Source organism: Paenibacillus chondroitinus NBRC 15376 (genome assembly GCF_004000765.1).
Classification (GTDB): domain Bacteria; phylum Bacillota; class Bacilli; order Paenibacillales; family NBRC-103111; genus Paenibacillus_E; species Paenibacillus_E chondroitinus.
Genome location: NZ_BILW01000003.1, coordinates 215,277 through 238,890, shown reverse-complemented (window position 1 = coordinate 238,890; position 23,614 = coordinate 215,277). Strand labels below are relative to the sequence as shown.

Below are 23,614 nucleotides of genomic sequence, written 5' to 3'. Positions count from 1 at the left end.
ATATTACGTAAAACAAAGGAGTCGATAGGAATGTCAAGACGCCGGCGCGGTCCAGTACCGAATCCGAATATGCAAAGCCAACCTAACGGTATGATGCAGCCAACGTTTCAAGCAACGTCATCGTATCAACCAAGCATGCAGCAAAATTTTATGCCGCAAGCCCGTAATGATCAATATCAGTACCAGACCTACCAGGGCGGAATGCCTGTTCCGGGATCTTCCGGCGACATGAGTGCCCCGTATGGTCAACGAAATACTGGTATTAACCACGCGGACGCGCGCAATGTGGGGTTCCAAGGCGGATATACAGGCTATGGAGCGAATGGTCAACCTACACAGTACGGTACGTTTATGAGAGATGGAACGCAGTACGGGGCTGGACCTCATACGATCGATCCGAATAAAGCGATAATTCAAGCTGTTCATTATGGAGACGGCGGCATTCGCAGCGTGCAATTCCAAGATGGCCGAATCGTGGATATTGCGGATGCGATAGCGATGACGGAAGCTGGATTAATTGAAGATGTGAATACGGGGCGAAATCGTGAAGGGGAAAAGACGCTAAGGTCGTACCCGGATGGAGATCCAAGCAACAACTTATCGAATTTACCCCGGTTTTAAAAAGGGATGACATTAAGCAGTTTGCTGACAAGCAAGCTGCTTTTTTACTTTTTCAAGGTTTTTCTCGAAAAATATCATTTCTGATGTCACACAATCTCAATGCCAATTGTCTTATTAATGGATGGTACTGGGCTGTTTTTTCACAGAGAATGGTTTATTTGGATTTGTTTCATAATACTTAGAACAGATTGAATTTTAAGTCAAAGAGAAGAGGCTATTATGCAAAGTTATACCATGGACCCACAACTTCATAACATCGAAGATTTGTATAAAACCTATAAGTCTCATTTGTTTGCAATAGCTTACCGCATGCTTGGTTCTAGCTCCGATGCGGAGGATATGGTGCAAGATTTGTTCATCGGCATGCACGGTTATCTGAATGATAATATTAACAATATGAAATCATATTTAAGCAAAATGATGATCAATCGGTGTTTGAATGAATTGAAATCGGCGCGAAAAAAACGCATAAGTTACGTAGGCAATTGGCTTCCGGAACCATTGGTCCAATTGAGTGAGGATAATCCGCTCGATAGCATCGAGCGTCATGACACGATTTCCTATGCGTTTCTTGTACTGATGGAGAAACTAACCCCACTAGAGCGAGCGGTGTTTATCTTAAGAGAAGTTTTTGCCTATGAGCATAGCGAAATTGCAGAAATGTTTAATAAAACCGAAGTGAATTGCCGTAAGATTTATAGCCGGGTCAAGAAAAAAGTTGATTTATCTACGGAAAAAAATGATTACTTGATGATGCATCCCGCCCAGGAAAAGGAACTGGTGACGCGATTTATCTCTGCGCTTTCGAATGGCAACGTTCAATCCCTCGTGGACTTATTGACCGAGGATGTCATCTTGGTTGCGGATGGTGGTGGGAAAGTGTCGGCTGCAGCTGTGCCTGTTTACATGAAAGACCGTGTGCTTAAAATATTGCAGGCTCTTTCGTCAAAATTTCCGGAAACGGACGCTCATCTCGTCGAGGTTAATGATCAGCAAGGAATATTGTTAACAAAAGATGGCGTGCCAACTGGCGTCATTTCTTTTGAATGGGATGCCTATAAGCTGGCTGTGCAGCGAATTTTCATTATTTTGAATCCAGATAAGTTAAAACATATAGCCAGTTCCATGTAAAAAAACTCCGATCCCTGCCTTGAAGCGGGAATCGGAGTTTTGTCTATGGTACGGACAACTTGCGCCGTTTCTTAATACTGCCAATTGTCCATAAGGTTAAAGGAATGGCAAAATAAGCGGCTGGATAAAAGATACTAACAAGAAATTTGTTCTTGAGCGTATAAGAAATTTGAATATTGTAAGAGCTATAGATGAGAAATGCCAGTAAGATTACCGTCATGCCGCATGAAATATATTTCCAATTTCTGATGCCCGTCCACTCCGACAATCCGTAACTTAGAATGAATAAGCAGACCGCTAACTTAACGAAAGCACCAAATACCCATAATGGGATATAAAGCGCATCGATATTTTGAATGAAGTTGAGAATGGATATAAATTTGGTGAGAGAATAGACTGGAATTACCAATTGAGTAGCCACGTCGGGACCAGTTACGAATAGAAGCGCCAGAGCGGCTAAAACCCCCCATATCATCGAAACGGCCGTTCCCCAAAGGATTGCCCGCGAGGCGGTTTGCTTGTTTTCTGCGAAAAAGAACAACATAAAAATGATTGAAGGATCCACCATGTAGGTATACGAATGCAAGGCGCCTTTAACAATTTTCAACCAACCTGTATCCGAATAGATAGGTAAAACTCTTGTTACTTCCATGTCTTGAGGATTCAAAAATAATTGAATAAACAACGTGAAAACAAAGATTGGACCTATAACTTCTGCGCATCGGCTAACCGTCGTAATGCCCCCTTTATATACGGCATAAGCAACGAGAAACAACATAAAGAGTAAGATAATAATCATTGGTGTATTGTGCATCAAAACTAGATTCACAAACTCGGCATTCCCTTTTGCGATCGTTGACATTTGCAAAAACCACAACAGAAAATACACGATGGCGATTATTTTGCCAAAAAAAGTGTCTAATAAGTCCTTCATGAAGATGACGATGGTTTTATCCTTATTTTGCATACAAACACGGAGCATAACCCAAGTGACTGCCATCATAACCAATCCTCCAAGCAGAATGGAAAGCCAACAGTCTTGACGAGCATGCTCCGCGGCCAAATGGATAGGAAGGTAAAGGTAAGCTGCAATTCTTCACTAACTTTCTCATTGAGATAACGCTGAACTTCAAGCATGTTGCTGACTTCGGACATGTCAAGTTGCGTTGTGTTTTCAAGCAGATAAGCTTGTGCTCTCACAGTTACAGCTACTTGAGAAGGAGCAGGGCCGGCAGCTGATTTCATTGCGCGATTAAGATGGGTCAATCGGAAGGATAGATTGCCCTTGCCATCTTTCCATGGAATGGTCAGTACTCGCAACCCATCTTTCCCGGACATCCAGGCTTTTTTATTCCCCTCCAAATCGTCCAGAACCCCTCCGATTTTAAGGTCATTATTCAAGACAGCAAAGCCGGATAGTACAGCCAGTAGATCCTTTTTATTCTTGCTTGTTTGCGTATTTCTCATCTGTATAACCGGAATGAGTGGGCGATGATCCAGTGCAACACTATCGATAACGAATTGCCGTGTAGAATACTTTTTCATCCCATTGATAGTCATTTCTTTGCCAATCGCTATACTAGAGAGATTTTCCAAAGGATTTTTCGTCATCAGGAATTCTTTTGCGCTTTTCCCTTTAATCATTACGGTAATGTCCCTTTGATTGTTGGCAGGATCCCTTCCGAGTTTATCAAATAACTTGTCCACTTCGTTCTTCAGGAAAAAATCTTCACTAATGGCAACAATAATGCGATGGCTCGTCAGTAATTTTCTTGATATCTCTCTTTGTATTTTTTGATTAGCTTCAAGAACGTCTCTACCTTTGGCCGACATGACGAGGAAACTGTCCGAATCTCCGGATCCACTTCCTTTGGAAGCACCATTCATTTGGGAAGGGATAACAATTTGGTGGCTGATTTCGATGTTGCCATTCTCTACATGATCAATAGCTGTTCCCATTACGAAGGCCAATTGATTCGGTTCTACAAAATCTGTACAGCCTGAGACGAAGAACATAAAAATGAGGGATGCGCACATGATAATCTTAGCGCGAATCATGTTTGGCGTCCTTTCTTATTTTGAAGATTCTTGAACCTATAAGGATAACGGATAATCACATCTTTAAAGCGTTTAGCATTAAACGGCGCGAGCGGGCTCAAGAATGGCGTTCCAAAGGATTCAAGCGATACGAGATGAATCAGCAAAAAAATGATGCCAAACGCGAAACCGACAAAACCGAGCCACCCGGTTATGAACAACAAGAGGTAGCGGATGAAACGGAAGGGCAGGGTGGCACTGTACCTTGGAATGGTGTATGCCGCGACACCGGTTAAGGAAATTACGATAATAATCGGCGTGGATATAATGCCGGCTTCAACTGCGGCTTGTCCAATAACCAACGCACCAATAATGCTGACGACCGGTCCAAGTTGGTTAGGCAGGTGAACCCCCGCTTCTTGTAACCCGTCAAAAATAAACATCATCAGGAACACTTCGATGACGGTCGGAAACGGACTGCTTTCTCTTGCTGTTGCAATTTCAATCATGAGCGAGCTTGGGACCATTTCCGGGTGGAACGTCGATAAGGCAACATAGACTGCTGGTAATGCAAAGGAAGTAAAGGTAAGAACATATCTGATCATTCGTGTCAGAAAAACAAAAATGAACCTCTCGAAATAGTCATCTGCCGATTGAAGACCCGACCATAGGGTAACGGGCAGAATTAGGACAAAAGGGGTCCCATTGGTTATAATCGCGACTTTTCCCTCCAAAAGGCTTGCCGCCACAATATCAGGCCGTTCTGTATTCTGAATTTGTGAGAAAATGGAGAATGAGTTATTCTCAAGGCATTCTTCGAGATAAGCGGAGTCGATAACGCCTTCAAGCTCTATGGCATTCAACTTATCTCTTACCTCCGTTAATACTTTCTCATCTGCTAGTCCCTTCAAATAGGCTAGGACAACTTCCGTCTGCGTATAAGTCCCGACCGTAAAAGACTCCATTTTCAAATCTGCGTGAACGATTCTTCTCCGAATCAACGTTGTATTCGTGCGAATAGGTTCGACGAATCCTTCTTTGGATCCCCGTAAAGTTGCTTCTTTCCTAGGCTCTTGAATACCTCTTGTCTCATATCCTTGCACATGTGCAATTAGCGCGGTTGCCGCATCGTCTACTAATATTCCTAAGCTGCCTTGCAGGACGTGCTGGACAAGATCTTCTAGTGTACAGTCCGTCTTGACATCCGTCAAAGGAATCCATTCCTGGCTAAACATGTCGGCGAGGGATCGAATCCTATCCATACCTTGGGGGAGACCGTTGAAAATCAGCGGTTTGAGTACGTTGTCTTCGACACTTTGCATGCGAGTCATCCCGTCTAAGTAGACGAGGATGAGTTTGGTTTCATCTTTTAACATAAAAGATCTTATAACGACATCCGAGCAATCACGGAATTGTTCTCTAAGATAGGCTTCGTTCACTTCGATTGACCTGCTTATTTCACTCATCGAGGATCACCCCGTGCTTAATAGATGTTGGATATTATTAACAGAGTGTTATTTCGTTATGCAGGGTGGTGTAGGATGTCACACTTTGAAGACGCCAATTGTCTTAATAGTGTTATGAAATCAAAAACAGTGGAGGTAACAAAAATGACACAACGTATAAATTACATGCAGCAATCACCGGAATTCACCAAAAAAATGATGGACTTCAGCAACGCTGAGAAGGATAGCTCCATTGAGGAAACAATTCTGCATCTGGTTCACATCAGAGCTTCACAAATGAATGGATGTGGATTCTGCGTGGATATGCACGTCAAACAAGCCAAAATTCATGGTGAGAGCGAGCTTCGTCTCTATCACCTCCCAATTTGGCGCGAATCCACGTTGTTCTCACCGCGCGAACGCGCTGCACTAGCGTGGACTGAAATCTTGACCAAGCTTCCTGAACATGGTGTATCTGATGAAGTGTATGATCGAGTTCGGGGCCAGTTCTCGGAGAAAGAATTGTCAGATTTGAGCTTCTCCATCATGGCGATCAATGCTTGGAATCGAATCAACGTCGGGTTCAAGACAGTTCCAGGCTCGGCTGACGCTGCATTTGGTTTATCGAAAGCTGGACTCAAATAATTTCAATCATAAAACCAGGAGGAATTCATATGAAAATCGTTGTAATCGGTGGCAGCGGACTTATTGGGAAAAAACTTGTAAATAACTTGCGTGAACTTGGCCATGAAGTTGTGGCGGCATCACCTTCCTTGGGCATCAACTCCATTACGGGTGAGGGGCTTGCTGCGGCAATCAGCGGCGCACAAGTTGTCGTTGACGTTACGAACGCTCCTTCGTGGGAAGATCAAGCTGTATTAGACTTCTTTAAAACGTCAACACGAAATCTTCTTGATGCAGAAGTTGCTGCAGGCGTGCAGCATCACGTGGCTTTGTCGGTCGTAGGTACGGATGGCTTGCTAGAAAGTGGATATTTCCGTGCGAAAATGGCGCAAGAAGAGATGATTAAAGATTCTAAAGTGCCATATACAATCGTTCGCGCGGCGCAGTTCTTCGAATTCGTTGAAAGTATTGCTCAATTCTCCACGGAAGGGGAAACTGTTCGGATGCCATCAGCCTTTATTCAACCGATTGTATCCGACGATGTCGCTGCCGCGGTTGCAGATTATGCGCTTGCGTCGCCGGTTAATGGTATTGTGGACCTGGCTGGTCCGGAACGTATGGGTCTTGACGAACTCGTTCGTCGCTTCATGACCGCTAGAAAGGACACTCGGCAGGTAGTGACAGACGAAAACTCACGTTACTACGGCGTGCTATTGAACCAACATTCCCTTGTCCCTCTTGGGGATGCACGTATCGCTACGACACGTTTCGAAGATTGGTTAAAGAGCACTTCGAAAATTTAAAATTGACATCGAGTATAATCCAGGTACTATTCTTGGAACTAGGCGAAATGACTTCAGCCTATGCCCAAAAATTCAATGACTATGGAGGAATACACATATGCAAGAGAATAATAACGAAATAACGATACAAGCTCCAATTCAATCCGGATTTGGTCCAAGAACAACGGCGCAGGAAGCACTTGGGGGAGAAGATTTGAGCGGTAAACTCGCGATTGTGACAGGTGGCTACTCAGGTCTAGGTCTCGAAACCGCACGTGTGCTTGCGAATGCCGGAGCGACTGTTATTGTGCCCGCGCGAACGCCGGGGAAAGCTCAAGCATCCGTATCCCATATCCCTGGGGTTGAACTGGAATCTTTGGATCTTCTAGATCCTGATTCCATTGATGCATTCGCCGAGCGATTCCTTGCCTCGAACCGTCCTTTGCATATCCTTGTTGATAGCGCCGGGATCATGGCATCGCCGCTGGCTCGTGATCACCGCGGGTATGAAGCTCAGTTTGCAACAAACCACTTGGGACATTTTCAACTAGCGGCAAGATTATGGCCAGCTTTAGTGAAAGCCAGGGGAGCAAGAGTTGTATCGGTTTCATCGCGTGGTCATGCGATTAGCGGGATGGACTTCAACGATCCGCATTTTGAAACTCGCCCATATGAAAAATGGACAGCGTATGGACAATCCAAAACTGCAAATGCCTTATTTGCGGTAGAGTTGGACAAGCGAGGTAAATCCTATGGTGTTCGTGCTTTTTCCGTCCATCCAGGTTCGATTGTAACCGACTTGTCACGTAACCTGTCAGATGATGAAATGCATGCGATGGGGGCTTTGGACGAACAAGGGCAGCGGGTCTTCAGCGAATATAACGATGAGTTCAAAACAATTTCCGAAGGTGCGGCTACGATTGTCTGGTGTGCTGTGAATAAACAATTGGAAGGCAAGGGAGGCGTTTATTGCGAAAATGTGGATATTGCTCATGTCGTTCCTGCCGATAACCCTCGCGGTCCAGGCGTTAAACCATGGGCGACGAATCCGGAATTTGCGGAGCACCTCTGGTATATGAGTGAAGAACTTACCGGTATTAAGTTTCCAATATAAGCAAGTTTGATCTATCAACCGTCCTCGGGTTTTCGAAATCTTTGGGATCTATATTCCGATCCTGTTCCATGGCGTGTATGGACTCTATATGGCTTATCAGTCCAATTTCAACTCAGGACAATACGCTTACGGTCGCAATTGGGCGTTTACTTTACAACGTATAACGGGGGTAATTACGTTTATTTTCGTTTTCTGGCATTTTTTTAATACGCGCCTTCAAGTCTACCTAGGGACTATCACCCATGATGATCTTGGTTCTACGATGCATCAAATTGCTACGAATCCAACTTACTTCGTCCTCTATGTGATCGGGGTATTGTCAGCGGTATTCCACTTCAGCAATGGGTTATGGGCTTTTATGATTAGTTGGGGGATTACGATTTCGCCGCGTGCACAAAAAGTTTCTTCTAAAATTTGTATGGGAGTATTTGTTCTTGTTTCACTGCTGTTCCTTCTTTCGCTCATTGCGTTCACTGGCAAGGAATTTAAAGGAGCGGCGATCGGCATAGATTTGGCGGTTGGCACCATCTGACGGTCGAATAACCTCATAACGGGATAAAGTTGTTGTCGCGGCTTTTGACAGCAAACTTTATCCCGTTTTTGTTTCATATTCTCAGTTTATGAATTTTTAATATGTGGTTTAGATCTAGTTTATTTCCATTTATTATCTTATAGATACGACGATGACAGGGGGATTGCGGGACAATGAAAGTGTTAAATATGACACAGAAGAAGTGGCTTTTGAGCTTGCACATCCTTTTTTCAGCCATTATGCTCGGGACAAGTGTAACATTTCTTATTTTGAGTATAACGGCAGTGAGTACCAATGATTCTGGATTAATACTTTCTTGCTACAAGGCTATGCATGTTTTATCTACAACTTCTGTCAGGGCCTCGTTTATTGGAACAATAGTGACAGGACTGCTTTTATCCGTGTGGACTCACTGGGGTTTGGTGAAATATTATTGGATCATAGCGAAAGAATTCCTTAGTTTGATCGCGCTAATCCTAGGTCCTATTGGCATGTACATTTGGACGCTTCAAAGCATATCGCTGATAACGGACGTGGGAGTCGAGGGAGCAAATCAAGGGGCTATGGTAGTAAAAACAGTATCGCTGTTCATTGGCATAGCTTTACAGTTGATCTCCTTGGTTGCCATGTTTCTGCTTTCCGTTTTTAAGCCATGGGGGAAGCGCAGATAGGGCAAGTGTAATTAGTTATCTGGAAATGAGATATTGAATATCTCATTTCCGTATTATACAAGATAGAAGAACCGTTGTAAGATACATAAGCAGACAGAAACAACACAGTTAGCTAGCGCCTAAGAAAAGGACGCTTTTTTTAAACAAAATTAACTACCTTTTAATAGGTAGAAACGGAGAGTGGAGAAAATGAGTAAACAAGGTAAAGTTGTCGTAATTACAGGTGGAAGCAGTGGAATTGGGAAAGCAGCAGCTATTGAACTTGTAAAAAGAGGAGCAAATGTCGTCATCAACGGGCGTCGTGAGGAAGAGCTAGTTAAGGCTGCAAATGAAATCGATCCGACAGGTGCGCATGTCGCTTATATTGCAGGAGATATTTCAAACCCGAAAGTAGCTGAACAGTTGATCAGCGAAGGACTTTCGCGTTTTGGCCGCATTGACACATTGATTAATAATGCTGGGATTTTCATTGCGAAACCATTCACCGAATACACGGAAGAAGATTTTGCATCGATCCTTTCCGTCAATGTGGCAGGATTCTTCCATCTCACACAGCGCGCGCTGATCGAGATGTTGAAAGAGGGTTCAGGCCATATCATCAACATTACAGCAAGTGGCTTCATCGAGCAGCCAATTAAAGCTATTCCTGCTGCATTGCCCGCTTTAACCAAGGGAGGTTTGAACGCAGCAACGAAATCGCTAGCGATTGAGTATGCGGACAAAGGAATTCGGGTGAACGCTGTCGCACCGGGAATTACCAAAACGCCGATGCATCCGGTTGAGAATCACAATTATTTGGCTACCTTACACCCGATGGGCCGAATGGGCGAGATGCAAGAGATTGTTGATGCGATTGTATATCTGGAATCCGCGAATTTTGTGACGGGAGAAATTCTTCACGTCGATGGCGGACAAAATGCAGGTCAGTGGTAAGACAAGTAAGACAAGTAAGACAAGTAAGACAAGTAAGACAAGTAAGCAAGTCGAAGAAAGCTAATCCGTGAATAAGTTCACAAAAAAAATAGGAAGTTTGGAGCGATATACGTGAGCATTTTTAAAAAAATATTTAAAAAGGAGTCTGCACAAGTGCCAATATCAAAAGTGAAATTAGCAGTTATTTATTACAGTTCAAATGGTACCAATTATCAATTAGCGCAATGGGCCGCTGAAGGAGGCCTTCAAGCAGGTGCAGATGTCAAAATTCTAAAAGTTCCTGAAACTATGCCACAATCCGTTATTGATAACAATCCATCTTGGAAAGCTCATCTTGAAGAAACCAAAGATATCCCTACCGTGTCTTTGGCAGACTTGGAGTGGGCAGACGCGATCATCTTTAGTATGCCCACAAGATTCGGTAATCTGCCAGCGCAAATGAAACAGTTCATCGATACGACAGGAGGGCTTTGGGCCCAAGGGAAAACGGTAAATAAAGTGGTGAGCGCCATGACTTCCGCCCAAAATCCGAATGCAGGACAGGAACAAACGATTCTTCAATTGTACACCTCCATGTACCATTGGGGCGCGATTGTGGCTGCGCCAGGCTTCACAGATCCTTCGGTATTTGTTGCAGGTGGTAATCCATATGGGACAAGCGTAACCGTGGATCAGAATGGTGCGATTAAGGAAGATGCACGCGCTGCTGCTCAGCACCAAGCAAAACGTACTGTGTCTGTTGCCAAATGGGTAAAGGCCGGTTTGGAACAATAATATAGCAAAGTTGTTAATTATATATAAACCCAGTGCCGTAATGGCACTGGGTTTATGTGCGTTATTTCCTATCCATAAGAAGGAGAGCGCGATGAAGAAGGCTGCTTCATCCTAGAATATTTTTGGATGAAAAATGGGAAATTAGATCTATCCGTGTTTTCTGTAGGAGGCTGTTCAGTGAAATGGTTTAGGAAATGGATGCGCACGAAACCTGGGTATCCAGTCATACCTGAGGAACTTCATACGGAAGATGAAGAAAATGGCGGATTAACGGAGGATTTAGAGCATAATGAATGGATTCTTAAACGGATATTCCATAACAGCTCGGATATCGTTTTTCGTCATGTTCAAACTGCGGGACGCCATCATTGGCTGATTATCTATTTTGCAACCCTTGTTGAAGAAGAATTGATTAATGATCATATCTTGAAGCCAATGATCGCTGCGTCCGAAAAACAGGAAGGGATCGTAAAAACAGAATGGCTGGATGATCAAAGCATCTCCCTAGGAATGACAAGTGTTACATCCGAAGTATCTGTTATCGTAAAACAAGTGTTAAGTGGCCATGCAGCCGTGCTAACCATAGGGAACTGCGATGCGATGATGGTGAAAGTAAACGCTAAATCTACAAGAAGCTTGGATGAACCATCATCTGAACCCGTTATCCGCGGTCCCAGAGTTGGATTTATCGAGAATATATCAAAGAATATCGGGTTAATACGCTCATTAATCAAAACTTCAAGATTAAAAATGGAAACTTTTACACTCGGGGGGCTTTCTCAAACGCAAGTTGTTATGACTTATATTGTTGGAATTGCTTCGGATCATGTAATCGACGAAGTTCGAGAAAGGGTCGCGCGGATTAAAATAGATGGAATCCTTGATTCAGGGTACGTCGAGGAGTTTATAGAGGATAGCCCGTTCTCCCCGTTTCCTCTTGTGCATAGTACGGAACGCCCGGACGTAGTTGCCGCCGAATTGTTGGAAGGGAAAGTAGCTATTCTTGTAGATGCTTCTCCATTTGTATTAATTGTTCCCATGACGTTCTGGACGGGTCTCCAGGCAAGTGAGGATTACTACATCCGTTGGCCAATCGCCACTTTTGTGCGATGGATTCGATTCCTTTTTATCAGCATCGCCATATTTGCACCTCCGCTCTATGTTGCGATTACCACCTTCAATCAGGAAATGATTCCAACGAATCTGGTGCTGAGTATTGCCTCCTCTAGAGAGCCTGTTCCTTTTCCAGCTGTTATCGAAGCCTTCATAATGGAAGTTATTTTCGAAGCCTTACGGGAAGCAGGGATCAGGTTACCTAAACAAATCGGTCAAGCAATAAGTATTGTAGGGGCATTGGTTATCGGGCAAGCAGCTGTTCTAGCAGGTATTATTTCCGCACCGGTCGTTATTATTGTTTCGATTACCGGTATTGCAGCGTTTACAATTCCTCGATACAGTTTTGCTAACGGAATCCGATTACTACGATTTCCTATGTTATTTATGGCGGGTACACTTGGACTTTATGGCATCGTAATAGGGCTACTTGCTATCGTGTTACATATCTCATCGCTTCGTTCTTTCGGAGTTCCCTATTTTACCCCGGCGGCACCGATGGTTTTCTCGGAATTAAAGGATGTCATCATCCGGGCGCCGATTTGGGCTAAAACGCGTCGTCCTAAAGAAACAAGCATTAGCGATACGGTACGTGAGCCGACAGGTCAGAAACCAAGTCCGGGATCTGCGGCGGAGAAAGGGAAGGAAGCTCCAGAATGAAACCATTCCTTTACATGGGTTTACTAGTCACATTATTGACCACAAGTGGCTGTTGGGACCGAACGGAAATAAATGATCTTGCTTTCATTATGGGTACGGCATTTGACGTAACGGAAGATGGGAACTATATATTATCCCATCAAATTGCAATTCCTTCCTCGGCCCAAGGAGGTCCAGGGAGCGGCGTCAGCAACAAAGAAAAGTTTTTCGTTATTTCTGCTGTGGGTAGTAATATTAACGAAGCTTTCTATCGGCTTCAGAAAAAAAGTTCACGCAGGCTGTTTACCGCACATCGCGTCGTGATTTACATTGGCGAGAAAATGTCTAAACACGGGATTAAAGACATCCTCGACATCTATACCCACGATTCAAAACAACGCTTAAGAACATATATCATGGTTGTAAAGGGGGGAGAAGGGCGGGAGCTTTTGAAAGTGGAATACCCCTTTGAACAAGTGCCCAGCGAAGCAATCAAGGAAATGGAAGGGTTAAGAAGTGAGTTGGCCATTTCTTTGCGAGACTTTTTTTTAGCTTCATCAGGAGAAGGAATCAGTCCCGTATTGGGAGTCATCATGGCTGATGGCATCACCGAAGGAGTGAAAGAAGGTAATGTATTCAAGCTAGCCGGTTCGGCCATTTTTAAGGACTTCAAGTTATCCGGTTATCTAAATGAGAAGGAAACAAATGGGTTTCTATGGGTTACAGACCGAATGAAGTATGGAAGTCTTAATGCAATTGTACCCGATAGAGGCGGAGGAAAAGTAGGGATGATTTTATCAAAAACGGATCGGAAAATTACTCCGGAGATAAGCGGCGATAAGATTACATTTAACATAAAACTGCATGGTGAAGGGAACATTTGGGAAAACAATACCGATTTAGACATTCGAAAGCCAGAGAATCTTAAAATTGTGGAGGCAGCGTTGGAGAAAGCGGTTGAAGATCAAATTCACGATACGTTATCCAAAGTCCAAAAGCAGTACAAAGTAGATAGTGTGGGTTTTGGCAGAGAGCTTTATCGGGACATGCCAAAACAATGGAAAACGTTGAAAAATCAATGGGACAGTAAATTTCCTGAAGTATCCGTTTCCCTTGAAGTAAAATTAACTTTATTGGGCAGCGGGATGGCAGGTCCTCCTTTACACTTGGAGAGAAAGGAGATCATAAAATGATTATGAGTATCATCTATTATCTAACGTTCATGGTTGTATGGTCATTGGTTACAATCCGATTGATGCTGCGCAGGCATAAATATAGAGAAGCAGCGGTATTCGGCGGTTTAATGACCATATCGTCCATCATTGGCACTTTATTAATTGCACGGGTTAACTTGCCTAGTATGACTGTTCCGTTCAAAATTGTTTTTGAGCCTTTCGGAAAAATGCTTTTAATGCGGTGATGCCACAACTTTTCTTTTGATAGTGTCTATTAGGAGAAGCAACAACGGGATGAGGCTCTGTGTGACAAAACCCCCGCTCGGGTAAATAAACGTAAGATAATTTTGAAGTTCTGCACCATTTCTGAAAATCCAAACCGAGCCAATGAGGCTCAACATGGTGATGGGCGCCACGAGATCACGATAGTTCCGAATGCCGAAAACCTGGCTTATACTAAGACATAAAATAAACAATGACACCGAAACCTTCACGAAGCTTCCAATGACCCATACCATGACAGCAATAGCCTCGAGACGTTCGAATGAACCTTCAATTCCAATATATTGTATGACGCTTAAATACGCATAGTTAAGTTGCCCTGTCAATGAACCGAGGACCAAAATCGATGAGAAAACGACGACAAAAATAAAAATAAATATAAATAAAAGCGCATACAGGGAGGTCTTGCGCGCTTTTTGGGGTTGATTCAAATAGGGAAGCAGCCATCCCAATATAAACAACTGATTCATAAAAGCTCCTGCCGGAAGGATGGCTCCTTGTAAGACCGGCAGAAATCCGTCTGCTAATATTGGTTTTAGGTGATTATGATCTGCTGCACCAATCGTTAGAATCAAGAGCGGAATCAAAAAAACCAATTTCAGTGGCGTAAGAAATTCAGAACATCTTCCGATGACCTCTATGCCCATATAAACGGCTAGACCGCAAAGGATCAATAACGTCAAACTTCCTATTATGGACGGACTTCTTGGTAATAGCAGTGTTTTAATGAAAAAGGTATGTTGTATGGTCATAATCGAAATAGACATTAACCAAAAGTATATATAGTATAAGCCCAAACAAGTTCCTAACCATTTTCCGAGTATTTTTTGACTGTACGCAATGATTGTCAAACCCGGATATCGATTCGCGAGTTTAATCATGACCCAAATACTCAGTAAACCTGTTGTTGTGGATGGTATCACCGATATCCATGCATCTTGTTTGGCAAACATCGCCATCAATCCAGGAATGGTTAAAATGATCGTGGAAGCGATATAAGAGAAAAGTAATATACCTAATTGGTTAGCTGTAATTTTTTCTGTAGTTTGCATGGAAGCGCCCCCTCTCCTAACTTCACAGAGATTGCTCCAAGTATTGACTTTTTGACAGCTAATTATACGTTAGGACCCGCGAAGTGCGCACGCATCGCCGATAAGAAAGCGGACAATGCAGGTGTGATCAAAGCGTCCTTGCGCCGGATGAACACCGTTGTCACGATGGCATGCTTGCCCGTAATTTCATGCGTACGGATTCGTCCTTGCTCCTCTGGTTCGGCAGCGATTGTACGAGGCAAAAGCGAAATGCCTAAACCTGCGCCGACACAACCGATAATCGTTTCCGGTGATCCGAAATCCATAAGTTTAACGGGGACTAAGCCTTCTTCTTTGAGCAGCAGATTTAACTTTGCCCGGTAAGCACATCCGCTGCGCAAGACGAGAAGCGGGCGATCCTGCACATCATGGATGGAACGGATAGGCGGGTGGGAAGATGAAGTGACGAGGACCAGTTCTTCATCAATGACTTTTTCTTGAATGAGATCAGGATGTTCGACTGGACCGGCCACAAATGCTCCGTTAAGCTCATAATGAAGTACGCCATGGATATGCTGTTCGGTAGGACCCGTTGTTAATGTGAAATCGACAGCCGGATACTGTGTATGATAGTTGGTGAGCAGCATGGGCAGACGGGCGGAGGCGGTTGTTTCCATGGAGCCAATATGCAGTGGACCTGCAGGTTCGGAGGAGTCTCCCACGGCAAGCCGGGCTTCCTGAATCACATGCAATATTTTCTCTGCATAGGAAACAAGGATTTGACCGGAAGGCGTAAGTGTGATCCCCCGATTGTGGCGATAGAAGAGCTGTGTCTGCAAATCAGCCTCAAGCTGTTGAATCTTGTGAGTGACGTTGGATTGAGCGAAGTTTAATTTATTTGCAGCTTTGGAAATGCTGCCTTCGTGTGCCGTGGTAAAAAATACTTTGAGCAACTGGATATCCATATAAAATATAATCCTCCTGTATTTGCTGTGATTAGCTATCTGTAATTGAGATAATGAATGTCATTATTCTGCATTATACATGATAAGAGATTACCTTGCATGTTGACATGCTATCTACTGAAAGCTAGAATTTATTTATGGATAAAAATAATAAAAATACAGCAGAATTTATTTTAGATACCGCTCAGTCGCTTGTGCAGCAATTTGGATTTAACGGTTTTAGCTATTCACACATTGCAGACAAAGTAGGGATACGGAATGCCAGTATTCATTATTATTTCCCTAACAAAGAGGATCTGGGAGAAGCACTGATTACACGGTATCAAAAAAATTTTATTACCTACGTCGCACAAATTGATTTGGATACTCAGCATAGTTTGGAGAAACTGCGCAAATTCACTTTACTTTACAGTGGTCCAGTCCAAGATTATCGTACTTGTCTAAGCGTTATGTTATCGACGGATCTAGCTACACTATCCGGCAAGGTTCGAGATGGATTAGCTCAATTCTTCACATCGAATTTAGACTGGTTGGAACGTGTGCTGGAGCAGGGGCGGCGTGATGGCCAGCTCAAGTTTGAAGGTGCCGCAGATGTAAGAGCCCATCAATTTCTGGCTTCACTTCAAGGCGCGCAGCTGCTTGCAAGAAGTTTTAGCGATGTCAAAAAGTTTGATATGATTGTCGAGGGTTTGCTATCCGCCTTAACTTGAAAAAAAGGCGGATTGTTTTTATATTATGACTACCTTTTAGTAGGTAAAGCAATTATATTCTAAATGGCGTATCATTTCTTGAGAATTAAAGAAAAATAATGAAGGTAAATGAGTGTGCCGTCCATCGTAAATTCACACGAAATCAATGATGAAATGAGGCAAATAAAATGAAAACTTTAGTCATCGTTACGCATCCGAACTTGGAAGGATCCACATGGAATAAAGCATGGGTGAAGGCTCTGCAAGATCAAACGGATTACACCATCCATGAGTTATACAAAACGTACCCAGACGAAAATATCGATGTTGCTAAAGAGCAGAAGTTAATGGAGTCGCATGACCGCATTATTTTTCAATACCCGTTTTATTGGTACAGCACTCCGCCATTATTGAAAAAGTGGTTTGACAACGTATTATTATACGGGTGGGCTTATGGACCGGAAGGTAAACTCGCAGGAAAAGAAATCGGTGCTGCGATCTCGACGTATGGTACCAAAGAGTCGTATTCAAAAAGCGGATCCAATCGCTTTACATTGGAAGAGATGCTGCGCCCGGTAGAAGCGCTTGCTCATTTTATTAGCGCCTCGTATTTGCCGCACTTTGCTCTGAACGATACGTCGAATGCGACAGATGATCGTGTAGCAAAAAGCGCCCAAGATTATGTTCAGCATCTCAAAACGGTGAAACCCGTTGTGATGGTTTAAGAACGTTTAGTTAAAAGGCTTTCGCCCATGTGGTTGGAAGTCTTTTTAATTTAGTAAGTTTCCAGACTCGCAATTGTGCTACAATGATTTCGTAATTAAAATGAATCCTTATCAAAAGAGAAAGGAGGGGTGTATATGCTTATCCGATTGAATAAAGTTCTCGAGAAAGCCATGCCTTTTGTTACGCCAACGGCTGTTATTGTTGGGCTAATTTGCAGTGTTTGGTTGCACAATCTGAGCTTTCTGGTGCCGTGGATTTTTGCGCTGATGACGTTCTTCGGTAGTATTGGCTCTAATTTTAAAGATTTACAGAAGGTCATGATGCATCCGCTGCCGATTGTCGCTAACTTTATCATTCTGCATCTTGCCATGCCATTGCTTGGTTGGGCGGCCGGCTCGCTTTTTTTCCCGGGAGATGATTTGACTCAGACTGGTTTTGTTCTCCTATTCGTTATTCCTACCGGTGTAGTTAGCCTGGTATGGGTCACTATTTACGGGGGGAATATAGCGCTTACTTTGGCACTGATCTTGCTGGACACGCTTCTGTCTCCCTTTATTGTGCCACTTAGTCTTTCACTCATCGTTGGAGCGAAGGTACATATGGACCAATGGGACATTATGAGAGGATTATTTCTAATGGTCGTGATTCCCTCATTGATCGGCACGTTCCTGAATCAGTGGACAAAAGGGAGAATTAAAACCACATGGGGACCCAGGTTTGCGCCTTTTTCAAAAATAGGGCTTTTTGTGGTCGTCGCGATTAATTCCTCGGTTATAGCTCCTTATCTGAAAAACATGAATGGCCAATTGGTCAAAATCATTGTAATCGCTTTCGCGAGTGCGACCATCGGTTACTTGGCAGGGTGGCTGGTGTCACGGATGATGAAATGGGAACGCGAAGTTACGATAGCTTTAACGTTTAATTCCGGGATGCGAAATTTAAGTGCAGGCGCGGTGCTCGCCATCAGCTTTTTTCCGCCGCCAGTGGCGCTTCCTGTTGTCGCAGGCATGCTGTTTCAGCAAATTCTGGCGGCAATATTCGGGCAACGTCTGGCTAAAAGCTACGGTGTGAACGGCCACACAGCAAAAGCAGCCTAGTTGAGATGTAATTACACTTGACGTATACATAAGGGATCGTGTGAAACTAAAAAAGCCTTCAGAACCACTCTCAGTGGGCTGGAGGCTTTTAACGTTAATCCATGGTTTACTGAATCATAGTAAAAGAAAAATGTTGATCAAGCGCAAAATTAATCGCGCCGAGTGCACCGCCAATTTCGGGTAAAACGGCCGTATCCACGGCGATCCCGGCAGAGAGGGCTAACATGGACCGCTGCTTCATAACTTTTGAAGCAGTTTGGACATATGTGCTGCACATGCTGGGGATGGATCCTCCAAGAATGATCGCCTCCGGATTGAGCAGGTTGACCACATTAGCCAACGCGATCCCGAGATACGTGGCGGCGCGGTTAATGATGCGTAAGGCTAAAGCATCACCTTGGTCTGCAGCTAAGCAAACGTCCTTTGCTTGCAGAATTTGCAGATCGTTTCCGGCTATCACACGGTTGAGCACACTGTCTTCCTGTCCGGACCGGAGCTGCCTGCGCGCTTCCTGTTCAATGGCCGAAGCCGTTGAATAGAGGTGTAAGCAACCGTTATTTCCACATGGACATACGGGTCCGTCCGGCTCAACCGTAATATGTCCGAGTTCACCTGCTCCGCCGAACGAACCTGAAACCAATTGTCGATCATTAAAAATTCCGGCAGCAATCCCGGAACCGACCCCGACGTAGATCATATGCTTATAGCTGCTGCCTGAACCGAAGCGGCATTCGGCAAGTCCACGGGCACGGTGCCTGTTGATGGCTATAGTGGGCCAGCCAAGCTTTTTACTTACCATGTCCTCAATCTCCACGTTCGACCAGCCCAAATCGGAAGCGCTTTTAATAATACCTCTTCTTGTATCGACAAGACCAGGCACTCCCAGACCGAACAATTGGATGATGCCAATCTTTAATTCTTTAACAAATTTTTCCGTTTGCTCCGTTAACTCCTGAATCGCGATCTCGGGCAGGGGAGAGCTGACAGGTATTTTCGTAAGATGAATGACATTCCCAAGTAAATCAAACACGCCTAACGTCCATACTTGATTATCGAGATCAGCGCCCATAATGCCCGGTGATCCTGGGACAAGCTCTAGTGAAATAGCTGGACGGCCTCCCGTTGAAGGGGCTTTTTCTGTTTCTTGGACCAGCTTACAATCCATGAGCTCGGAAATCGTGGAAGAGATGGTCGCTCTGCTCAGTTCCGTAACTTTGGTCAATTTAATGCGAGGCATGGAACCGTGCATACGCAAAGCTTGAATGATACTGGTTTTGGTACCCTTTTGATCGCTTTTATATGGATTTATCATGTGTTTTCACCGTCGCTATATCATTATGTAATTAAACCGATTATACCTGAACCCATACGAATAGTGGTAATGAGCTTACTTTAATAAAAATAAGAACAAAGATCAATGTTTTTCTAGCAATAATAATTAATTTAAGTGGATAAACCAATAACTTAATTTAAATGTTGACATAAGTTGCGAGTTTAATTTATGATATCCTCATACTATTGAAAGCGCTATTACGGAAAGGGCGGGATGAGAACAATGATCGTTTTAGGCGGTAATATGTATGATGATTCAACCATTGAGCATTTTTTGAAAGATGCAGCTGTTATTGGGTATGAAGGCGTCGAGATCCGTGGTGTCGGTGAATTAAAAGACGGCCATATCTCGCAAGAACGAGCGGAGCAAATAAGAAGCTTGCTCGTAGGTTATCGGCTTACTCCAATCAATCTATCCCTTTTTGTTGGGAATTTTGCCTGTAATACGGAAGCGGAAAACCATGCGGAATTTCTGAAGTGGGAGCGCTATCTCCATTTTGCCTCAACCATTGGATGCGGCATGATGCGATTGAACCCGGGCTTCCAGCATTCCGATGAGGTGTCCAAGGAGGACTTTGCTAAGGCCGTCAAGTGGTTCCAGCAATGCGCCGATGCGGCAAACAGCCGAAATATTCGGGCGGTTATCGAAATGCATCACGGAACGCTTTGTGATCATGCCGATTCCTCCATCGCTTTTGTAGAAGCAGTAGGGCGCAGCAATGTTGGGCTGATCATGGATCCGGTTAACTTGTATCAGGTGCCGACCGATTATGGGATCGCAACTATTCAACGTTTAAAACCGTATCTCCTCAACGTTCATATTAAGGATATTGTGAAGCTGCAAGGCAACCAGTATCCTTGGGCTTTCGAATATAGCGATTATGTGCCGCATATCGGCCGCTATCATAGAGTCATACCGAAGCAGGATAAGCAAGATGAGCAATACTTCTGTCATCGGCTTATTAATCAAGGTGGGATTGATTGGTATGAAGTGTTCCGGGGGCTGGAACAAATCGGATACAACGGTTACCTCACCGTTGAAAGTGTGAGCAAGCCTGGCTCCGATCTTCCCGTACATACCGAACTAGCTCAGCAGTGTTATAACGATGTGCAGCACCTGCTTAGCATCACAAAATCTAACGTTAATGTATAAGAAGTGCGTTGAGGGAGAGGGAGGACGGGCGGCTGTGGATCATTCGGATTCGAAAAAACCATATTCGTTTTCACTGTTTGTGAAACATTGGAAAGATAAAACGGCTCCTGAGCTGGCCAGCTTTGTAAGCCGAATTGGATTTGACGGCATTGAGCTTCCGATTCGAGACGGGTTTCAGGTAGAGCCAGAGACAGCTTGGAAAACACTGCCGCAATTTGCCAAGCAGTTAAACGAGCAAGGTGTCAACATTTATAGCGTTACCGCTTCAACGGATGAATCGATTTTTGCCGCATGCTCGGAAGCCGGTGTATCGCTGATCCGAATCATGGTCAATATCGATCAGGACGGATATAAGGCGACGGAAGAAAGGACCAGGCGGAAGCTGGAGGCGATTGTCCCGCTTTGCGAAAAGTATGGCGTAAAGGTCGGAATTCAGCAGCATTACGGAAACTACATCATCGATTCGAACGGCATTATGCAGTTGATGCATCCAATAAACCCCGAGCATATCGGCGTCGTCTGGGATGCTGCGCACGATGCATTCGCTGGGCAGCAGCCTGAATATGGTTTGGACATCGTATGGTCCCATCTGGCGATGGTGAATTTGAAAAATGGTTTTTTTCAACGAAGTAATGGACCCGAGGCGGAAACAGCGGAGTGGAAACGTCATTTCACGACCGGACGGCACGGCATGGCGCACTGGCCGAGAATTGCCAGCTATGTGAAAGCACGAAACTATGCCGGTGTCATTTGTTTGACTGCAGAGTACACGGATTTGGCCAATAAGGACCGCTACATCACCGAAGATCTTGCTTATGCGAAGTCGCTTTTCAAGTAAATAGGAGGTGCAGGGCAAATGGCAGCTCAGAGTGAATGGCATCTGGGTAGTATCCCGGAAGCTGTCCCGCAAAGCAGATGGAAACATGTGCTGCATGGACTTAGACGAGATAAATTTCTGTATTTGTTAATTGCTCCAGGTGTGTTGTTTTTCCTGATCTTCAAGTATGTCCCGATGTGGGGAGTCGTGATCGCCTTTCAAGATTACTCCCCATATATGGGGGTATCGGGAAGCCCATGGGTTGGCTTTGACCATTTTATCCGCTTCTTCTCCAATCAAGACTTCTACTTATTATTTCGAAATACGATGGCCATCAGCTTGTTAAGTCTGGTATTCTTTTTCCCGCTGCCCATCCTACTTGCACTTCTGCTGAATGAACTACGTAATGAAGTTTACAAAAAGTGGATCCAATCCATCGTCTACATGCCGCACTTTCTTTCGTGGGTTATTATCGCAGGAATTACTTTCTTGTTGTTATCGCAATCATCGGGGATTATTAATAAGATGCTAGTCAGTTTAGGGGCTGCCAAATACGACTTTTTAACGAATGAAAACAGTTTCTGGATTCTGCTTACCGTGCAGAACGTCTGGAAAGAAGCGGGATGGGGAACGATCATTTTCCTTGCTGCTATCGCGGGGGTCGATCCTGGACTATATGAAGCGGCGAAAATAGACGGAGCGGGCCGTATTCGGCAAGCTTGGCACGTAACGCTGCCTGCGATTCGAAGTGTCATTATCGTACTTTTCATCCTCAAGCTCGGGCACATCATGGATGTTGGGTTCGAGCAAGTATTTCTGATGATGAATGGCGCCGTTTCCAATGTGGCCGATGTTTTTGAAACCTATGCTTACCGTTTGGGTATTCAGCAAGGGCAATTTAGTTTCAGCACCGCCGTCGGCTTGTTCAAATCTGTGGTTGGATTAATTCTGGTAATTGGAGCCAATAAACTGGCCAAACGATTTGGTGAAGAAGGCGTGTACTGATCTCCGCAAATACGGGAAACGGGGTGAGAATGATGAGTCGAAGCTTAAGCGAGCGTTTATTTGATACGATGAATATTATCGTGCTCGGTATCATAGCGATCATTACGATTTTTCCGCTTTATTATGTGTTTGTCGTTTCATTTACGGATCCAGCAGAATACATCCAAAAGCAGGGTTATCTCTTATTTCCGCAGAAATGGACACTGGATTCTTACAAATATTTGTTATCTACTTCAGCCTTTCAAAATGCAACGATGATCAGTGGTTTTCTGGCAACTGTCGGAACAGCTCTCAGCCTTGTGATTACTGCTGCACTGGCCTATGGGTTATCCCGTAAGCGGTTGCAGGGCAGAAGACTGATCATGTTATTGATACTGATCACCCTTTTGTTCAGTCCGGGACTGATCCCACCTTACCTGTTGGTTCGCGACTTGGGCTTGATTAACAGTGTTTGGTCCTTAATTCTACCGGTGCTGACAAGCGGGTGGTACGTTATTCTTATGAAAAGCTTTTTCGACAGCATCCCTGTTGAATTAGAAGAGTCCGCCATCATTGACGGCTCCACGGATATCGGTGTCTTCTTCCGCATTGTCCTTCCTTTATCACTTCCTGCCCTTGCCGCATTTGGATTATTCTACGCAGTGGCGTATTGGAACACCTTTTTTAGTGCGGTGTTGTACATTAATGATTACACCAAGTGGCCGCTTCAGCTCGTGCTCCGCAATATGTTAATCGACTCATCGACGCAAGCAGGAGGGGCTGCTGCAGCAGAGATGATGGCCGAACAAAGCATCCCTACCGAAACTTTAAAAATGGCTGCTGTCGTCATTGCGACTCTGCCAATCCTGTGTGTTTATCCGTTCCTGCAAAAGCATTTTGCCAAAGGCGTCATGCTGGGTTCGGTGAAAGGATAATCTTTTTATAAT

The 23,614-nt window shown here is 44.2% G+C and carries 25 protein-coding genes; 19 read left to right on the top strand and 6 right to left on the bottom strand.

Annotated elements, in window-relative coordinates; all coding sequences use genetic code 11:
- Positions 1-30: 30 nt before the first annotated feature.
- The gene (locus PCH02S_RS36325; RefSeq protein WP_246068961.1) at positions 31-621 is read left to right on the top strand and encodes a DUF3892 domain-containing protein; all 591 of its coding nucleotides are present in this window, start codon (positions 31-33) and stop codon (positions 619-621) included.
- Positions 622-840: 219 nt separating this feature from the next.
- Entirely contained in the window at positions 841-1,752 is a 912-nt protein-coding gene (locus PCH02S_RS05645) for an RNA polymerase sigma-70 factor (RefSeq protein ID WP_246068960.1), read from the top strand.
- Between the two features lie 43 nt (positions 1,753-1,795).
- On the opposite strand, the gene PCH02S_RS05640 is transcribed toward PCH02S_RS05645, so the two are convergent.
- The 3 genes from PCH02S_RS05640 to PCH02S_RS05630 are packed head-to-tail and all read right to left on the bottom strand — an operon-like array spanning position 1,796 to position 5,255.
- Entirely contained in the window at positions 1,796-2,815 is a 1,020-nt protein-coding gene (locus PCH02S_RS05640) for a GerAB/ArcD/ProY family transporter (protein WP_164819457.1), read from the bottom strand.
- On the bottom strand, positions 2,752-3,810 hold the full coding sequence (locus tag PCH02S_RS05635) for a Ger(x)C family spore germination protein (protein ID WP_127450884.1): 1,059 nt from the start codon (positions 3,808-3,810) through the stop codon (positions 2,752-2,754). The genes PCH02S_RS05640 and PCH02S_RS05635 overlap by 64 nt, the downstream gene beginning before the upstream one ends.
- Positions 3,807-5,255 carry a spore germination protein gene (locus PCH02S_RS05630; RefSeq protein WP_127450882.1) on the bottom strand — a complete coding sequence of 483 codons (1,449 nt, stop codon included), beginning with the start codon at positions 5,253-5,255 and terminating at the stop codon, positions 3,807-3,809. Before PCH02S_RS05630 ends, PCH02S_RS05635 begins: the two co-directional genes overlap by 4 nt.
- Before the next feature lie 144 nt (positions 5,256-5,399).
- Between PCH02S_RS05630 and PCH02S_RS05625 the strand changes: the two genes are divergently transcribed.
- From PCH02S_RS05625 to PCH02S_RS05580, 10 genes are all read left to right on the top strand, one after another.
- Positions 5,400-5,879: a carboxymuconolactone decarboxylase family protein gene (locus tag PCH02S_RS05625; RefSeq protein WP_127450880.1), complete on the top strand. Its 480-nt coding sequence runs from the start codon at positions 5,400-5,402 to the stop codon at positions 5,877-5,879.
- A 29-nt stretch (positions 5,880-5,908) separates the two neighbouring features.
- Positions 5,909-6,661, top strand: coding sequence for an SDR family oxidoreductase (locus PCH02S_RS05620; protein WP_127450879.1), 753 nt, complete (start codon positions 5,909-5,911; stop codon positions 6,659-6,661).
- 97 nt (positions 6,662-6,758) lie between these two features.
- The gene (locus tag PCH02S_RS05615) at positions 6,759-7,754 is read left to right on the top strand and encodes an oxidoreductase (protein ID WP_127450877.1); all 996 of its coding nucleotides are present in this window, start codon (positions 6,759-6,761) and stop codon (positions 7,752-7,754) included.
- A gap of 88 nt (positions 7,755-7,842) precedes the next feature.
- Entirely contained in the window at positions 7,843-8,286 is a 444-nt protein-coding gene (locus PCH02S_RS05610; RefSeq protein WP_127450876.1) for a hypothetical protein, read from the top strand.
- 173 nt (positions 8,287-8,459) lie between these two features.
- Positions 8,460-8,957, top strand: a complete 498-nt coding sequence (locus tag PCH02S_RS05605; RefSeq protein WP_127450875.1) for a hypothetical protein — start codon at positions 8,460-8,462, stop codon at positions 8,955-8,957.
- 189 nt (positions 8,958-9,146) lie between these two features.
- Positions 9,147-9,890 (top strand): SDR family NAD(P)-dependent oxidoreductase, encoded by a 744-nt coding sequence (locus PCH02S_RS05600; protein ID WP_127450874.1) that lies wholly within the window; start codon positions 9,147-9,149, stop codon positions 9,888-9,890.
- 159 nt (positions 9,891-10,049) lie between these two features.
- Positions 10,050-10,664: an NAD(P)H:quinone oxidoreductase gene (gene wrbA, locus PCH02S_RS05595; RefSeq protein WP_127451148.1), complete on the top strand. Its 615-nt coding sequence runs from the start codon at positions 10,050-10,052 to the stop codon at positions 10,662-10,664.
- A gap of 177 nt (positions 10,665-10,841) precedes the next feature.
- Entirely contained in the window at positions 10,842-12,437 is a 1,596-nt protein-coding gene (locus PCH02S_RS05590; protein WP_246068959.1) for a spore germination protein, read from the top strand.
- Positions 12,434-13,609: a Ger(x)C family spore germination protein gene (locus tag PCH02S_RS05585; RefSeq protein WP_127450873.1), complete on the top strand. Its 1,176-nt coding sequence runs from the start codon at positions 12,434-12,436 to the stop codon at positions 13,607-13,609. Before PCH02S_RS05590 ends, PCH02S_RS05585 begins: the two co-directional genes overlap by 4 nt.
- Positions 13,606-13,836 (top strand): hypothetical protein, encoded by a 231-nt coding sequence (locus PCH02S_RS05580; RefSeq protein WP_127450871.1) that lies wholly within the window; start codon positions 13,606-13,608, stop codon positions 13,834-13,836. Before PCH02S_RS05585 ends, PCH02S_RS05580 begins: the two co-directional genes overlap by 4 nt.
- Here PCH02S_RS05580 and PCH02S_RS05575 read toward each other — a convergent pair.
- Both PCH02S_RS05575 and PCH02S_RS05570 read right to left on the bottom strand, forming a co-directional pair.
- The gene (locus tag PCH02S_RS05575) at positions 13,825-14,925 is read right to left on the bottom strand and encodes a GerAB/ArcD/ProY family transporter (protein ID WP_127450870.1); all 1,101 of its coding nucleotides are present in this window, start codon (positions 14,923-14,925) and stop codon (positions 13,825-13,827) included. The two genes, PCH02S_RS05580 and PCH02S_RS05575, sit on opposite strands and share 12 nt — an antisense overlap.
- Before the next feature lie 62 nt (positions 14,926-14,987).
- Positions 14,988-15,869 carry a LysR family transcriptional regulator gene (locus PCH02S_RS05570; protein ID WP_127450868.1) on the bottom strand — a complete coding sequence of 294 codons (882 nt, stop codon included), beginning with the start codon at positions 15,867-15,869 and terminating at the stop codon, positions 14,988-14,990.
- Positions 15,870-16,006: 137 nt separating this feature from the next.
- Between PCH02S_RS05570 and PCH02S_RS05565 the strand changes: the two genes are divergently transcribed.
- From PCH02S_RS05565 to PCH02S_RS05555, 3 genes are all read left to right on the top strand, one after another.
- On the top strand, positions 16,007-16,579 hold the full coding sequence (locus PCH02S_RS05565; protein WP_127450867.1) for a TetR/AcrR family transcriptional regulator: 573 nt from the start codon (positions 16,007-16,009) through the stop codon (positions 16,577-16,579).
- Positions 16,580-16,746: 167 nt separating this feature from the next.
- Positions 16,747-17,283 carry an NAD(P)H-dependent oxidoreductase gene (locus PCH02S_RS05560; RefSeq protein WP_127450865.1) on the top strand — a complete coding sequence of 179 codons (537 nt, stop codon included), beginning with the start codon at positions 16,747-16,749 and terminating at the stop codon, positions 17,281-17,283.
- Positions 17,284-17,418: 135 nt separating this feature from the next.
- A complete protein-coding gene (locus tag PCH02S_RS05555; protein ID WP_174806735.1) occupies positions 17,419-18,381 on the top strand; it encodes a bile acid:sodium symporter family protein in 963 nt (320 codons plus the stop codon).
- Between the two features lie 106 nt (positions 18,382-18,487).
- Here PCH02S_RS05555 and PCH02S_RS05550 read toward each other — a convergent pair whose 3' ends face one another.
- Positions 18,488-19,693, bottom strand: coding sequence for an ROK family protein (locus PCH02S_RS05550; RefSeq protein WP_127450862.1), 1,206 nt, complete (start codon positions 19,691-19,693; stop codon positions 18,488-18,490).
- 234 nt (positions 19,694-19,927) lie between these two features.
- On the opposite strand from PCH02S_RS05550, the gene PCH02S_RS05545 reads away from it, so the two are divergent.
- Genes PCH02S_RS05545 through PCH02S_RS05530 form a run of 4 tightly spaced genes read left to right on the top strand, consistent with a single transcriptional unit; the run spans position 19,928 to position 23,602 of the window.
- Complete coding sequence (locus PCH02S_RS05545) at positions 19,928-20,866, top strand: sugar phosphate isomerase/epimerase family protein (RefSeq protein ID WP_127450860.1); 939 nt, start codon at positions 19,928-19,930, stop codon at positions 20,864-20,866.
- A 34-nt stretch (positions 20,867-20,900) separates the two neighbouring features.
- Complete coding sequence (locus PCH02S_RS05540) at positions 20,901-21,704, top strand: sugar phosphate isomerase/epimerase family protein (protein ID WP_164819456.1); 804 nt, start codon at positions 20,901-20,903, stop codon at positions 21,702-21,704.
- Between the two features lie 18 nt (positions 21,705-21,722).
- Positions 21,723-22,688 (top strand): ABC transporter permease, encoded by a 966-nt coding sequence (locus PCH02S_RS05535; RefSeq protein ID WP_127450857.1) that lies wholly within the window; start codon positions 21,723-21,725, stop codon positions 22,686-22,688.
- Positions 22,689-22,720: 32 nt separating this feature from the next.
- The gene (locus PCH02S_RS05530; protein WP_127450855.1) at positions 22,721-23,602 is read left to right on the top strand and encodes a carbohydrate ABC transporter permease; all 882 of its coding nucleotides are present in this window, start codon (positions 22,721-22,723) and stop codon (positions 23,600-23,602) included.
- Positions 23,603-23,614: the final 12 nt, after the last annotated feature.

Bases quoted from the DNA above. Each gene is read 5' to 3' on its own strand.
- PCH02S_RS05585 (WP_127450873.1), top strand. From the start codon at position 12,434: ATGAAACCATTCCTTTACATGGGTTTACTAGTCACATTATTGACCACA.
- PCH02S_RS05550 (WP_127450862.1), bottom strand. From the start codon at position 19,693: ATGATAAATCCATATAAAAGCGATCAAAAGGGTACCAAAACCAGTATC.
- PCH02S_RS05645 (WP_246068960.1), top strand. From the start codon at position 841: ATGCAAAGTTATACCATGGACCCACAACTTCATAACATCGAAGATTTG.
- PCH02S_RS05575 (WP_127450870.1), bottom strand. From the start codon at position 14,925: ATGCAAACTACAGAAAAAATTACAGCTAACCAATTAGGTATATTACTT.
- PCH02S_RS05560 (WP_127450865.1), top strand. From the start codon at position 16,747: ATGAAAACTTTAGTCATCGTTACGCATCCGAACTTGGAAGGATCCACA.
- PCH02S_RS05605 (WP_127450875.1), top strand. From the start codon at position 8,460: ATGAAAGTGTTAAATATGACACAGAAGAAGTGGCTTTTGAGCTTGCAC.
- PCH02S_RS05630 (WP_127450882.1), bottom strand. From the start codon at position 5,255: ATGAGTGAAATAAGCAGGTCAATCGAAGTGAACGAAGCCTATCTTAGA.
- PCH02S_RS05625 (WP_127450880.1), top strand. From the start codon at position 5,400: ATGACACAACGTATAAATTACATGCAGCAATCACCGGAATTCACCAAA.
- PCH02S_RS36325 (WP_246068961.1), top strand. From the start codon at position 31: ATGTCAAGACGCCGGCGCGGTCCAGTACCGAATCCGAATATGCAAAGC.
- PCH02S_RS05535 (WP_127450857.1), top strand. From the start codon at position 21,723: ATGGCAGCTCAGAGTGAATGGCATCTGGGTAGTATCCCGGAAGCTGTC.
- PCH02S_RS05565 (WP_127450867.1), top strand. From the start codon at position 16,007: ATGGATAAAAATAATAAAAATACAGCAGAATTTATTTTAGATACCGCT.
- PCH02S_RS05600 (WP_127450874.1), top strand. From the start codon at position 9,147: ATGAGTAAACAAGGTAAAGTTGTCGTAATTACAGGTGGAAGCAGTGGA.
- PCH02S_RS05555 (WP_174806735.1), top strand. From the start codon at position 17,419: ATGCTTATCCGATTGAATAAAGTTCTCGAGAAAGCCATGCCTTTTGTT.
- PCH02S_RS05610 (WP_127450876.1), top strand. From the start codon at position 7,843: ATGGCTTATCAGTCCAATTTCAACTCAGGACAATACGCTTACGGTCGC.
- PCH02S_RS05620 (WP_127450879.1), top strand. From the start codon at position 5,909: ATGAAAATCGTTGTAATCGGTGGCAGCGGACTTATTGGGAAAAAACTT.
- PCH02S_RS05570 (WP_127450868.1), bottom strand. From the start codon at position 15,869: ATGGATATCCAGTTGCTCAAAGTATTTTTTACCACGGCACACGAAGGC.
- PCH02S_RS05545 (WP_127450860.1), top strand. From the start codon at position 19,928: ATGAGAACAATGATCGTTTTAGGCGGTAATATGTATGATGATTCAACC.
- PCH02S_RS05580 (WP_127450871.1), top strand. From the start codon at position 13,606: ATGATTATGAGTATCATCTATTATCTAACGTTCATGGTTGTATGGTCA.
- PCH02S_RS05635 (WP_127450884.1), bottom strand. From the start codon at position 3,810: ATGATTCGCGCTAAGATTATCATGTGCGCATCCCTCATTTTTATGTTC.
- PCH02S_RS05615 (WP_127450877.1), top strand. From the start codon at position 6,759: ATGCAAGAGAATAATAACGAAATAACGATACAAGCTCCAATTCAATCC.
- PCH02S_RS05530 (WP_127450855.1), top strand. From the start codon at position 22,721: ATGAGTCGAAGCTTAAGCGAGCGTTTATTTGATACGATGAATATTATC.